Source organism: Aquabacterium sp. CECT 9606, assembly GCF_918741295.1.
Classification (GTDB): domain Bacteria; phylum Pseudomonadota; class Gammaproteobacteria; order Burkholderiales; family Burkholderiaceae_C; genus Aquabacterium.
On record NZ_CAKKNB010000001.1, the window covers coordinates 828595 to 840576 of the forward strand.

Below are 11982 nucleotides of genomic sequence, written 5' to 3' on the forward strand. Positions count from 1 at the left end.
ACACCCATGCGCAACATCAAGTCTTCTTTGGCCCTGGCCTGTGCTTTGACCGTGGGTGGCGCTTCGGTGTTTCTGGCGGGCTGTGATCGGCGTGCCGACAGCACTGGCGCGACTGCTGGCGCCAGTGGACCAGTGGCCACCGCACCGGCTCCATCGGGCGCGTTCAAGTCCGTGGACATCACGGGTGCCGATTACGCCAAACAGTTGTCGTTGACCGATTTCGATGGCAAGAAGCGCAGCCTGGCCGATTTCAAGGGCAAGGTGGTGTTCGTGTTCTTTGGCTTCACGCAATGCCCCGAGGTGTGCCCCACGACCATGGCCGAACTGGCCGAGGTCAAGCGGCGGCTCGGCAAGGACGGCGACCGCGTGCAGGGCGTGTTCATCACCATCGATCCAGAACGCGACACGGCCGAAGTGCTCAAGGCTTACCTGACTGGCATGGACCCCAGCTTCATCGGCTTGCGCGGCTCACTGGACGAGGTCAACGCGGCATCGCGCGAGTTCAAGGTGTTCTACCAGAAGGTGCCCACGCAGGATGGCAAGGGCTACACCATGGACCACACCGCGGGCGGCTTCGTGTTCGACCCCAGCGGGAATGTGCGGCTGTTCGTGCGCTACGGCTTGGGCATTGATGCCCTGACCTCGGACATCAAGCAGTTGCTGGCCTCAGGTTCAGGCAACTGAGAACGTCAGGCACTGGCGGCCGGTCCATTCCTCGCCCGGCGACAGCGTCTTGGGCTGCAGGATGCGGGCGGCCTCCACGCACAGCATGTGCTGCCAGCCATCCGCGGGCATGTCGCTCAAGGCGGCGCACTTGTCCGGCCCTGGGTTCCACACCACGGCATCGGGAAGGTTGTCCGACTGGATCTGCACGCGGCGCTTGCCTTCGGTGAGCAGCAGGCTGCTGGCCTTTTCGTAGATGCGGTCGAACTCGCCCGAGAAGCTTTTCTCGGGGTGATCTTCCAGCGCTTCGCTGTTCAGCAGGTTGTCGATGTATGAGTGGCCTTCCAGTCCATGCAGGCGCACCCGGTTCAGCTCGGACACGGCCAGGTAGGTGTGCAAGGCCGCTGAAAAAGGCCAGACCGTGCTGCCGCTGTTGCGCACGTACAGCTCCAGCTCCAATTGAGCGCCGCTGACCGACACAGTCAACTCCAGCTCGAAACCATGCGGCCAAAGCGCCCGGGTTTCATCACTGTCCGACAGTTGCAAGGTGGCTTGGGCGTGCCCGGTGCCTTGGCGCTGGCTTTCAAGCTGCCAGGCGCGGTTGCGCACGAAGCCATGGCGGGGCAGGCTGCGGTCCGGGCCTTTTTGCTCGAACTGCGGAAAGATCACCGGGATGCCACCGCGGATGGCTTTGCCCGCGCTGTAGTCGGCTTGGGGCGACAGGTAAAGCTGCTCGGTGCCGCCTGCGGGCACCCAGGACACCACATGGGCGCCATGCAGCAGCACCGTGGCTTGGGCGCCATCGGGCGATTGGATCTGGATGGCCGGCTGGCCGTGGTGGTCGTGGAAAGTGGTGGTCTCGGTCATGCTGTGAGTATCCATCCTTCGATGGGGTCGACGGCTTTGGGCAGGCCCCATGAGTGGGTGGGATGTTCGCCTTCGCGGTGGGCCCAGGCCGCTTGCACCAGACACAGGGCGGCGTCCAGGCGGTCACCTTTGGCGTCCGACACGATGAAGTCGCGCTGGCCCGGGGTGAGCTTCAAACGCAGGTTCAAGCGGGTGCGGCCTTGCTCCAGCGCATCGACCAGGTCCATGCGCGCGATGAGCCGGGCCTGCTGTTGCTCGGGCGGTGAGGTGGCATCGCTTTTGTAGCTGCGCCGGCCCAGCACTTCGCCAGACAGGAAGCCAGGGTAGCCCTCGAAAGCCAGGGCATCGGGGCGGCCTTGGCGCAAGCCCGGCAGGCTGAAGTCGGCTTGCACCAACCTGATCAGCCCTTCGAAGTACATCTTGCCCACGGGCACGTAGCGCGTCTGCAAAGGGCTGGTGCTGCTGATGCCCGGCATGGCGGTGTCCGTGGGGCGGTGCAGCAGCTTGGTGCCCTCGCCGCGTTGCAGATCCCAGGTCTGGCCCCAGCCATCGACCAGGCGCTGAAAGCCGGCGCGGTCCTGGCAATGGGCATGCAAGGCCTGGATCAACGACTGTGCAGCGGTGGGTGCAGGGCCCGGCCTTTGCGTGATCGCCTGTTTCAGACGCTCCAGGTGATCGGCCGGGAAATCAGCGGGCGGGTGATCACACAAGGCCTGCACGAAGGGCCGCGGCAGGCCGAAGGGAAAATCGCAAGCGGCCAGCACGTCGTGGGCATCCGCCAGTGCTTGCGCCAGCCCGGACAGGGTGGTGATCTCGTCCAGGCGGTCAAGCTTGACGACCGAACCCGAGCGCCGTCCCCAGGCCAGGGTCAAGGGCTTGCGGGACGAGGGCGCGCACGAAAAATCCAGGCCCAGCAAGGTGCCGGGCAGGGCGCCGGACGCGCCGTCGTGGTCCGCCATTCAGCTGTTTTTGCAACCGATGGACGCGGTGACGATCAACTCATCCAGCAGCGCCAGGGAGACCTTGCCGGGCACGGCGTAAGGATCGAGCACCGGCCGCTCCGAGTACTTCAGCAGGATCGAGGGGTTGACCTTGCTCAGGTTGACCTGGCCCATGGTCCAACTGGCGAAGCGGCGTTCGTCAATCTCTTCGTAGTCGAGCAGGATGACGTTGCCGTGGCGCGGGTCATTGGCAATCTTGGTGTACAGCTGGTTGACGGCATCGCGGCCACCTTCCAGCAGTTGCATGAAGATTTCGCCGCTGTGGCAGAGCAGGCCGGTCACGCCCAACGCCAGGTTGTTCTTGCGCGAGGCGGACAGGATGGTCTCGATGGTGTCGGGGGACAGGGGCTTGGCGGCCCGGCTGGCATAGAGCAGTCGAACAAGCATGGTGTGACCTCAGCCTTTCTTCTGGTTGACCAGGGCGAGGAATTCGCGGCGCAGGTTGGGGTCCTTCAGGAAGGAGCCCCGCATCACGCTGTTGATCATCTTCGAGTCCATGTCCTTGACGCCGCGCCACTGCATGCAGAAGTGGTCGGCCTCCATCACCACGGCCAGGCCATCGGGTTGCATGCGCGACTGCAGCAGGTCGGCCACCTGCGTGACGGCCTCTTCCTGGATCTGCGGGCGGCTCATGATCCAGTCGATCAGGCGTGCGTATTTGGACAGGCCAATCAGGTTGGAGTGCTCGTTGGGCATCACGCCGATCCAGACCTTGCCCATGATGGGACACAAGTGGTGCGAGCAGGCGCTGCGCACGGTGATGGGGCCAACGATCATCAACTCGTTCAGGCGTTCCGCATTGGGAAATTCCGTCACGGCAGGCGAGGCATGGTAGCGGCCCTTGAAGATCTCGTGCAGGTACATCTTGGCCACGCGGCGTGCGGTGTCCTGCGTGTTGTGGTCGCTGTCGGTGTCGATCACCAGGCTGGACAGCACGCCAGCCATCTTCTCCTGCACCTCGTCCAGCAACTTTTCAAGCTCGCCGGGCTCAATGAACTCGGCGATGTTGTCGTTGGCGTGGAAGCGCTGTTGCGCTTGTTTGAGGCGTTCCCGGATCTTGACGGACACGGGCGTGCCTTCGTCTTCATCGGGGGCCGCGTCGATGGCGCGGAGGTTGGACATGGTCATGGCGCGCTTTCAAGGCTGGCAAAGCAAGCAGTCTGCAGATGGCCGATGCTATCAAGCCCCACGGCCTTGTGCGCATTCAATGCCTGGCAGCCCCGGCTTTGCGGGGGGAATGCCTCAGTTTTTGGGCGCGGCTGGCTTGGGCTGGGCTTTGCGGCCCGTGTGCGCGAACATGGCTTCCAGCAAGGCCACATCTTCATCTTGGCTTTTGGCGGTGGTGGCGCCTTTGCCAGGTTTGGGCTGGATGACGGTGCTGCTGCTGACCGCCGCGATGGCCACGGATGGCTTGGCGGTGGCCGGAGCGGGCGTGGCTGATGCTGTGGCGTCCATGTCTGGTGCCGCCAATGGCGCGTCGGCATGCGTGGTCTCGATCACGGCCGGGCCTGCGGCTGCGGGACCGTTGGCCTCAAGGCTGGCGGCAGTGAGCGCGTGAGGTGGTGCGGCAGGCGCTGGCAGCACCTGGGCCATCGCTGGCTTGTTGTCCTGGATGACCATGACGAAGCCGGCCATCAGTGCCAGCACACCCACGCCCATCGCGCCCCACAGCGCGCCTTGCAGCCAACTGCGGCGGTGGGATTTGCTGGTGCGCCTTCCGCCTTTGGTGCGGCTGGGGCGCGAGGCATGACGGGTTGACTCAAGCGTCGATAGAATCCGCACGCGTTGGTGGTCCTCGGCGGTGGGCTCGTCGTCCATGCCCGCGAACAGGCTGGGGCGGTCCAGACTGGGTCGTTGACCTTGTCCTTGTTTGGGGGCTTGATGGTCGCCCGATGGGTAGCTCAACGCCAACTCCCTGTGTTGATTTTTTGTGGTGTCGCCAAAGCGCGGATTCTACGAAGCGTGCGACACACCGAAGCGGCCAATCGTCTTTTTGCAAACAATCGTTACAACAATATGCTGGCAGGGTGGATTTTTGGGTACTTCGTCTTGGGCTGCCTGGGCCTCGCATGCCTGGTGTTTCCATCGGGGCGACGAGCAGCCTTGAGCTGGCTTAGCGCGTCCTGGAAAAGACGCCATCAATGCCCTGCTCGTGTGATGCCGTGGGTGCTGCTGGGCAGCGCCCTGCTGGTTCTGCCGGCTGCAGGCGTGTGGTGGTGGGGCGGCGGCTTGCATGGGGGCCGCACCTTGGATGCCTTTGATGACACCACTGCCGACGATGGGAACCACCACGTGGCCCACCTTCTTCAAGGCGAGCAATTGGTGCCTCCACCGCCTTTGCCGCCCGAGGCCTTCACCACGGCCGAGGTCGAGGTGGTGCGCCCCATGCTGTCCAGCGCCGACCGCCGTTGGGATCGGATGGACGAGGCCTTTGTTCAGCGTGTGCTCATGGCCTTCAAAATCATGAAGGAGCGCCATGGCTACGACATGGCCTTGCTGGAAGGCTACCGCAGCCCCGAGCGTCAGAACCTGCTGGCCGCGCAAGGAGCGCATGTCACCAATGCGGGCGCCTGGCAGAGCTACCACCAGCATGGCCTGGCGGCCGATTGCGCATTCCTGCGCGAGGGCAAATTGGTGATCTCTGAAAAAGACCCGTGGGCCATGCGCGGCTACCAGCTCTATGGCCAGGTTGCCGAAGAATTGGGCCTGACCTGGGGTGGCCGTTGGCGAATGATGGACTTCGGCCACGTCGAGTGGCGCCGAAACAGAAAGTAACAAGCACCGCCCCAACGGGGGGGAAGGACCATGGACATCCGCCATTAGACTGCGCCCCTGCCTGCTGCAAGTGCGGGCCACGACGACAACACACAGGGAGTCAGACGACATGGGGCGTCCTTTCATTGTTCTGGGTGACAGCACCGACCATGGCGGCACGGTGGTGGGCGCTTCTGGTGTGACCGACACCCACGGCAAGCGCATCGCCCGCGTGGGTGACCAGGTCACTTGCCCTCATCGGGGCCACGGCACCACGGTGATTGTGTCGGGCGACGCCACCATGATCATCGATGGCCAACCCGCAGCGCGCCATGGCGACAAGTGCGCCTGTGGCGCCACCCTGATCGCGGCCCAGGCGGTATCCACCGGCATCTGAGATGAGCAAGTTGTTGAAGGCAGGGCTGTTGTGCCTGGCAATCGGCGCGCTGGTCTGGTTGGTCTCCCTGTGGCAATGGCAGATGGCAGGCCGCGATGTCTCGGGCCCGGAGATCGTGGGCCAGTTGTTCGTGTTGCCCGTGGTGTTGGCGGCAGCGCTGTGGGTGGCGGTGTGGGGTGTGGCCCGCTTGAGGGTCAACGCGGCCAGGCCAGTGGTGCTCAAGGCACCGCCCGCGGCTGCCACAGCCACGCCGGCCGTGGCGCCGGTGGACGAGCGGCGGCTCAACGTGGCCGTGGTGCAAGCCGCGGTGCGCTTGTTTGCCGGAGACACACCCGAGCAGGCCCTCTCGCAAGTCCGCTCAGGCGAAGTTCGCCCTGGCCTGGACCCTGAGTTGCAGGATGTGGATGGCGCCCCCGTGTTCACGGCGCGTCTGCCGGATCTGGATGTGGACGGCCTGCGCCAAGCGCTGCCGCCCGAGGTGGGCGACCGCGTGGTGCGCGCATTGAGCCTGCTGCAAGCCCCCGCTGATCAATTGCTGGAGCGCGTGCTGATGCTCGCGGACGACTGGCCTGTCGATGAGGCACCTGCGGCCGCCTCGATGGACCTGGTCCGACCCGCGCACCTCAGTGGTATGGCGTCTGCAGCCACCACTGGCGCACGCCATGGCCAGTCGTTGCCCCGCTTGACCGTGCGCCTGGCCTTGCCGTCTTCCTGGACCGAAGCCGAGCGCGAACACGCGTCCGCCTGGTTGCGCATGCGTTGCGAGGTATTGGCATCGCCAGCCTTGCATGTGCATGCCCTGGACCACGCCGATGGCTTGTGGGCCTTGCTGGACCAGCAAACCCTGCAGTGGTCGCGCGATGGCCTGCCGCAATGGTGCCTGGTGCTGGTGGCCGACAGCGCCATCGATGAGCGAGAAATTGAACGGCGGCAGTCGGTGGGCGAACTCTTCACCGGAGCCCATCAAACCGCCCGCATCCCCGGTGAGGCGGCGGCGGGCTTGTTGTTGACCACGGCCGATTGGCCCGGCCTGGATGAGCAGATCCCGCCGCCTGCGCGCCTGTACCGACCCGTGCGCTTGCGGCGCGACAAATCGGCCGATGCTGCTGGACGCGTGGGCGCCAGTGTGTTGCAAGACGCCATGGGGCAGGCCTTGCGCGTGTGTTCGGCCCTGCCTGATGACCTGGCCCACGTGGTGACCGATGCCGACCACCGTGCCAGCCGCACTGCCGAGGTCTTCGAATCCTTGCAAGGCTTGGCCCCCCAACTGGACCCGATGTTGTCGGTGACCCGCATTGGCGAGGCTTGCGCAGACCAAGGACTGGCCGGTGCCTTGGTGCCCATCGCCGTGGCCACGGGCATGGTGCAACAAGGCGATGCCCCTGGCGTGACGCTGGCGGTGCTGGTGCAGGCCTCCCACGAGCGGGTGGCGCTGGCTTTAACTCCCTGGACTTGGGCGCCTTCATCGGCCCAAGCCAAGACCTGATCGATCTGGACTGGAACCATGCAGAGAATCTGGCAGTTTTTTCTCAACCCCAAGGTCCTGACGGTGCTGGGCGTCGCGGCCCTGGCCGCCTTGTTGTTCCTGGGTGCCGACACCTTGCAACTGGGTTTGATCTGGGCCGTGGCCGTGCTGGGCCTGGTGGCCCTGGCTTGGCTGATCGTGTGGGCCGTGCGCCGGGGCAAAGCGGCCAAGGCATCGTCGCAGCTGGAGCAAGCGCTACAGGCCGAGGCCGACAAGGCCGTCAAGTCGGCGGGCAAGGACAAGCGCGATGAAGTGCAGGCCGTGCGCGAGCGCATGGTGGATGCCGTCAAGCTGATCAAGTCGTCCAAGCTGGGCGAAACCTCGGGCTCGGCCGCCTTGTACGAGTTGCCCTGGTACGCCGTCATCGGCAACCCGGCCGCAGGCAAGAGTTCGGCCGTGGTCAAGTCGGGCCTGAAGTTTCCCTTTGCCGACAACACCGAGAACGTCATCCAGGGCATTGGTGGCACGCGCCACTGCGACTGGTTCTTCACCACCGAAGGCATCCTGCTGGACACGGCAGGCCGCTACGCCGTGCACGAAGAGGACCGCAGCGAATGGCTGGGCTTCCTGTCGCTGCTGAAGAAGCACCGGCCCAAGGCACCCATCAACGGCGTGATCATCGCGGCCAGCGTGGCCGAGCTGGGTGCCAACAAGCCCGAGTTCGCCATCGAACTGGCACGCAAGCTGCGCCAGCGCGTGCAGGAGCTGACGGAAAAACTGGAGGTGTTCGCCCCCGTCTACGTGGTCTTCACCAAGGCCGATCTGATCTCGGGTTTCGTGGATTTCTTTGAAGACCGTGACCGCAGCGAGCGCGACAAGGTGTGGGGTGCCACACTGCCGTACGACACCACCGGCAAGGCTGATGCTGTGGCCGCGTTCGACCACCATTTTGACGAGCTGTACGAAGGCTTGAAAGAAGCCTCGGTGGCGCGCATGTCGCTGCACCGCGGCGAGCAACTGCCGCCCGGTGTGCTCACCTTCCCGCTGGAGTTCGCGGCGCTCAAGTCATCCTTGCGCACCTTCATCACCACCTTGTTTGAAGAGAACCCTTACCAGTTCAGGCCCATCTTCCGGGGCTTCTACTTCACCAGCGCCGTGCAGGAGGGGCAATCCACAGGGCGGGCCAGCGAGCGTGTGGCCGAGCAGTTCGCCCTGCAGTTGCAGCCGGGCATGGCCTCCAAGGTGTATTCGCAAAGTGGCTTCTTCCTCAAGGAGTTGTTCTCCAAAGTCATCTTTGCCGACCGCCAACTGGTGCAGCAATACACCAGTCGCCACAAGCTTCACCTGCGCTACGCCTGCTTCCTGGCCGGGGTCGTGCTGCTGGGTGCCTTGCTGGGCACGTGGACCTGGTCCTACCTGGGCAACCGCCAACTGGTGAGCAATGTGCAGGCCGATCTGGCCAAGGCACAGCGCGTGCAAGAAGGGCGTGTCGACCTGCAGTCTCGCCTTGAAGCGCTTGAGATCCTGCAAGACCGTTTGGCCCAGATGCAGCAGTACCGCAGTAGCCGGCCTTGGTCGCTGGGCTTGGGCTTGTACCAAGGGCAGGCCATCGAGGCACGTTTGCAGCAGGAATACTTTGCTGGCCTGCAAGCGGTGATGCTCAAGCCGGTGGAGCAATCCATCGCGGCCTACCTTGCTGATGTCAATGCCCACGCGGATGATTTGCGGCCCATCCAGCGGGTGGGCGAGGGCGCCCCTGTGGCGGCTGCCCCTCCTGCTTCGGGCGTCACCGCCACTGCCAGCGCCGCGGGTGAGTCGGCCTACGCCAGCGCGTCCAGCACCAATGTCACCGAGGCCTACAACGCCCTGAAGGCCTACCTGATGCTGGGCGACCGCTCGCGCCTGGAGTCGGGCCACATGAGCGACCAATTGACACGCTTCTGGCGCAGCTGGCTGGAGGCCAATCGCGGCACCATGCCGCGCGATCGATTGATTCAAAGCGGTGAGCACATCATGTCGTTCGCGCTGGCGCAAATGGCCGATCCCGCGTTTCCTCAACAAGACCTCAATCTCGGATTGCTGGACCAGACCCGCGAAAATCTGCGCCGGGTGATCAAGGGCATGCCGGCGCGTGAGCGCGTCTACGCCGAGATCAAGGCACGCGCCGCCACGCGCTTCGCGCCCATGACCGTGGCCCGATTGATCAGCGATCCCGATCGGCCCATCGTCGCGGGCAGCTACGCCATCTCCGGCACCTTCACCAAGGAAGCCTGGGACCAGTACGTCAAGGACGCCTTCAAGAACGCCGCCAACAACGAACTGCAGGCCACCGACTGGGTGCTCAAGACCGCGTCCAGCGACGACCTGACCCTGGAAGGCAGCCCGGAGCAGATCCAGAAGGCGCTGACCCAGTTGTACAAGACCGAGTACGTGCGCGAATGGCAAAAGTTCATGCAGGGCATCACCGTGCAAGAGTTCGGCACGTTTGAAAAGGCCGTGGCGCACATGAACCGCCTGGGCGACCCGGCGGCCTCGCCCGTGGGCTTGTTGATGCGCACGCTGTACGACCAGACCGCCTGGGACAACCCCTCGTTGCTGAACGACAAACTGGCGTTGGGCCAACGTGGCTTTGTCGACTGGTTCAAACAATCCATCTTGCGCATGGCCCCTTCGGCCGTGCCGGTCAATGTCAATGTGGCCATGCCCACGTCGGAGATCCCCTTGGGCCCCATCGGCAAGGAGTTCGTCGGCCTGAACCGCCTGATGATGCCGCGCGATGGCGGTGCCACCTTGGTGCGCAGCTATCTGGATGCACTGTCCAAGATCCGCACCCGTTTCAACCAGATGAAGAATCAGGGCGACCCGGGTCCAGCATCGCGACAGTTGATGGTGCAGACCCTGGAGGGCAGCTCCGAATTGGCCGATGCCCTGAAGCTGGTGGACGAGCAGATGCTCAATGGCATGAGCGACTCGGCCAAGGCCACCTTGCGGCCTTTGCTGGTGAGGCCATTGATGCAGGCCTTCGCCGTCATCGTGCGGCCCACCGAGTCCGAGCTGAACCGCGTGTGGATGGCACAAGTCTTTGAGCCTTACCAGCAAACCTTGTCGGCCAAGTACCCGTTCGACCGGGCTTCCAAGGTGGAAGCCAGTCCGGTCGAGGTGGCCAAGGTCTTCGGTTCGGAGGGCGCCGTGGCCAAGTTCGTGGAGCAGTCGCTGGCGGCCCTGGTGGTGCGTCGCGGCGACACGGTCAGCCCGCGGACCTGGGCCGACATGGGCGTGCGCTTGTTGCCGGACTTCTCTGGCGGTTTGTCGTCCTGGGTGGCGCCATTGAGCGGCCAAGGCGCAGGCGCCAGCAGCTCGGGTGCGGGCGGCGCAGCGGCCGCTGAGGCCCAGACGGTGTTTGAGCTTCTGCCGCAAGCGGTGCCGGGTCTGACCGAGTACACCGTGGACATCGACGGCCAGCAACTGCGTTACCGCAATGCCGCAGCGACCTGGTCGCACTTTGTGTGGCCTGGCCCAGGCACGCCAGGCGTCAAGATCTCCGGGGTGACCTACGATGGCCGCACGGTGGAGTTCTTCAACGAGCCTGGTCGCTATGGCCTCGAGAAGATGATCAACACCGCCCAACGCAAGCGCACCGACAGCGGTGCGTTTGAACTGCGCTGGCCACAAGGCGCGCTGGCCGTGGCCTTGCAGTTGCGCATCATCTCCAACGCCTCTGCGCCCGCAGCGGCCCCAACCACCACGGCGGCAGGCGCATCCCCTGGCACCGGGCGTCCCGGCGCTTTGCCGGCGATGGTCGCAGGCGATGCCGAGTCCACCGTGGCTTCGATCAAGCCCGAGGCCAAGCCATGAGCGCGGCCCCTCGTTCAACCCAGGTCTTGTACTTTGGCAAGCTGCCTTCGCGGGGCGACTTTGTCCGCAGTGCGCACCATGCTTCGGTCATACAGAGCCTGGACCAGTGGCAGGCGCAAACGATGGAGCGCTTGTCGGCCGACCCGCGCTGGAAGCTGGTCTACGACCAAAGCCCGGCCGTGCAATTCGCCATCCTGGGCTTGCACAGCCAGGTGGGCCTGGCGGGCCACTGGCTGGCCAGCCAGGATGCGTCAGGGCGGCGCTTTCCCTTCATCACCGCCGGTGTGTTCGATGTGTCGGACCCGTTGGATTTCATCCAGCACGGCCCCCTGGTGCTGGCGCGCTTGTGGGCCCGCCTGGAGCAGGTCGCTCGGGTGGCCCATGCCGCCACGGACCTCGCGCACGCCCAGGCCAGCTTGACGGCGCCCATCGAGGGGGAGCTCAAGACCCAGGGGCCGCGTCAGGAGTTGGGCGATTTCCTGGACACGCACACCGTGGCCAGCCTGGAGCAGATGCTGGCGGCCTCGGGCGCGCGGGTGTCGGTGCGCCAGACCTTGCTGGCGCTGGGCATCTTGCTGCAGCCAGTGATGGCCCAAGGCGCCGGCAAACTGCACAAGGGCCTGCGCCTGCCCTTGGCGGGGGATGCGGGCTTGCGATGGTCCGTAGCCTGCTTCTGGCTGTCATTCATCCTGGGCTTTTTCAAGCGCGTGGACGCGGAGTTGGGTTTGTTCGTGACCACGCACACCACCCACCCTGAAATGATCCTGTGTTTCCAGGGCGCTTCGGCGGCTTCGCTGTGCTCGGTCATCGATCCCGAGGCCTTGCAACGCGACACCGTCGAGGTCACCCAGGCCGACTGGGTGGAAGACTGCCTGGAAGACGATTACGGCCTGCGCAAGTTGTCGAACTACCTGCGCGACCCGGCCCTGTCCTTGGCCCAAGCCCTGCGCACCTTCGAAGAGATATTTTTGGGAGTATGA

General features: G+C 64.7%; 11 protein-coding genes. 6 read left to right on the forward strand and 5 right to left on the reverse strand.

Going from position 1 to position 11982, the window contains the following annotated elements:
• Positions 1–6 precede the first annotated feature (6 nt).
• The gene (locus LQ232_RS03855; RefSeq protein ID WP_230179054.1) at positions 7–684 is read left to right on the forward strand and encodes an SCO family protein; all 678 of its coding nucleotides are present in this window, start codon (positions 7–9) and stop codon (positions 682–684) included.
• Here LQ232_RS03855 and LQ232_RS03860 read toward each other — a convergent pair.
• From LQ232_RS03860 to LQ232_RS03880, 5 genes are all read right to left on the reverse strand, one after another.
• Complete coding sequence (locus LQ232_RS03860; protein WP_230179055.1) at positions 673–1530, reverse strand: D-hexose-6-phosphate mutarotase; 858 nt, start codon at positions 1528–1530, stop codon at positions 673–675. The genes LQ232_RS03855 and LQ232_RS03860 overlap by 12 nt on opposite strands.
• The gene (locus LQ232_RS03865) at positions 1527–2489 is read right to left on the reverse strand and encodes a DUF429 domain-containing protein (protein ID WP_230179056.1); all 963 of its coding nucleotides are present in this window, start codon (positions 2487–2489) and stop codon (positions 1527–1529) included. Before LQ232_RS03865 ends, LQ232_RS03860 begins: the two co-directional genes overlap by 4 nt.
• Positions 2490–2918, reverse strand: coding sequence for a BLUF domain-containing protein (locus tag LQ232_RS03870; protein ID WP_230179057.1), 429 nt, complete (start codon positions 2916–2918; stop codon positions 2490–2492).
• A gap of 9 nt (positions 2919–2927) precedes the next feature.
• Positions 2928–3659, reverse strand: coding sequence for a GTP cyclohydrolase I (gene folE / locus LQ232_RS03875; RefSeq protein WP_371820091.1), 732 nt, complete (start codon positions 3657–3659; stop codon positions 2928–2930).
• Between the two features lie 114 nt (positions 3660–3773).
• Positions 3774–4436, reverse strand: coding sequence for a hypothetical protein (locus tag LQ232_RS03880; RefSeq protein ID WP_230179058.1), 663 nt, complete (start codon positions 4434–4436; stop codon positions 3774–3776).
• 111 nt (positions 4437–4547) lie between these two features.
• Between LQ232_RS03880 and LQ232_RS03885 the strand changes: the two genes are divergently transcribed.
• The 5 genes from LQ232_RS03885 to tagF all read left to right on the forward strand — a co-directional run bounded on the left by LQ232_RS03885 (position 4548) and on the right by tagF (position 11982).
• Positions 4548–5306 carry a M15 family metallopeptidase gene (locus LQ232_RS03885; protein ID WP_230179059.1) on the forward strand — a complete coding sequence of 253 codons (759 nt, stop codon included), beginning with the start codon at positions 4548–4550 and terminating at the stop codon, positions 5304–5306.
• A gap of 109 nt (positions 5307–5415) precedes the next feature.
• The gene (locus LQ232_RS03890; RefSeq protein WP_230179060.1) at positions 5416–5682 is read left to right on the forward strand and encodes a PAAR domain-containing protein; all 267 of its coding nucleotides are present in this window, start codon (positions 5416–5418) and stop codon (positions 5680–5682) included.
• A gap of 1 nt (position 5683) precedes the next feature.
• The gene (locus tag LQ232_RS03895) at positions 5684–7168 is read left to right on the forward strand and encodes a hypothetical protein (protein WP_230179061.1); all 1485 of its coding nucleotides are present in this window, start codon (positions 5684–5686) and stop codon (positions 7166–7168) included.
• An 18-nt stretch (positions 7169–7186) separates the two neighbouring features.
• Entirely contained in the window at positions 7187–11002 is a 3816-nt protein-coding gene (tssM, locus tag LQ232_RS03900; protein WP_230179062.1) for a type VI secretion system membrane subunit TssM, read from the forward strand.
• Positions 10999–11982: a type VI secretion system-associated protein TagF gene (gene tagF, locus LQ232_RS03905; RefSeq protein WP_230179063.1), complete on the forward strand. Its 984-nt coding sequence runs from the start codon at positions 10999–11001 to the stop codon at positions 11980–11982. The genes tssM and tagF overlap by 4 nt, the downstream gene beginning before the upstream one ends.

Excerpts from the sequence above, each read along its gene's own strand:
- LQ232_RS03855 (WP_230179054.1), top strand. The coding sequence starts at position 7 with ATGCGCAACATCAAGTCTTCTTTGGCCCTGGCCTGTGCTTTGACCGTG.
- LQ232_RS03860 (WP_230179055.1), bottom strand. The coding sequence starts at position 1,530 with ATGACCGAGACCACCACTTTCCACGACCACCACGGCCAGCCGGCCATC.
- LQ232_RS03865 (WP_230179056.1), bottom strand. The coding sequence starts at position 2,489 with ATGGCGGACCACGACGGCGCGTCCGGCGCCCTGCCCGGCACCTTGCTG.
- LQ232_RS03870 (WP_230179057.1), bottom strand. The coding sequence starts at position 2,918 with ATGCTTGTTCGACTGCTCTATGCCAGCCGGGCCGCCAAGCCCCTGTCC.
- folE (WP_371820091.1), bottom strand. The coding sequence starts at position 3,659 with ATGACCATGTCCAACCTCCGCGCCATCGACGCGGCCCCCGATGAAGAC.
- LQ232_RS03885 (WP_230179059.1), top strand. The coding sequence starts at position 4,548 with ATGCTGGCAGGGTGGATTTTTGGGTACTTCGTCTTGGGCTGCCTGGGC.
- LQ232_RS03890 (WP_230179060.1), top strand. The coding sequence starts at position 5,416 with ATGGGGCGTCCTTTCATTGTTCTGGGTGACAGCACCGACCATGGCGGC.
- LQ232_RS03895 (WP_230179061.1), top strand. The coding sequence starts at position 5,684 with ATGAGCAAGTTGTTGAAGGCAGGGCTGTTGTGCCTGGCAATCGGCGCG.
- tssM (WP_230179062.1), top strand. The coding sequence starts at position 7,187 with ATGCAGAGAATCTGGCAGTTTTTTCTCAACCCCAAGGTCCTGACGGTG.
- tagF (WP_230179063.1), top strand. The coding sequence starts at position 10,999 with ATGAGCGCGGCCCCTCGTTCAACCCAGGTCTTGTACTTTGGCAAGCTG.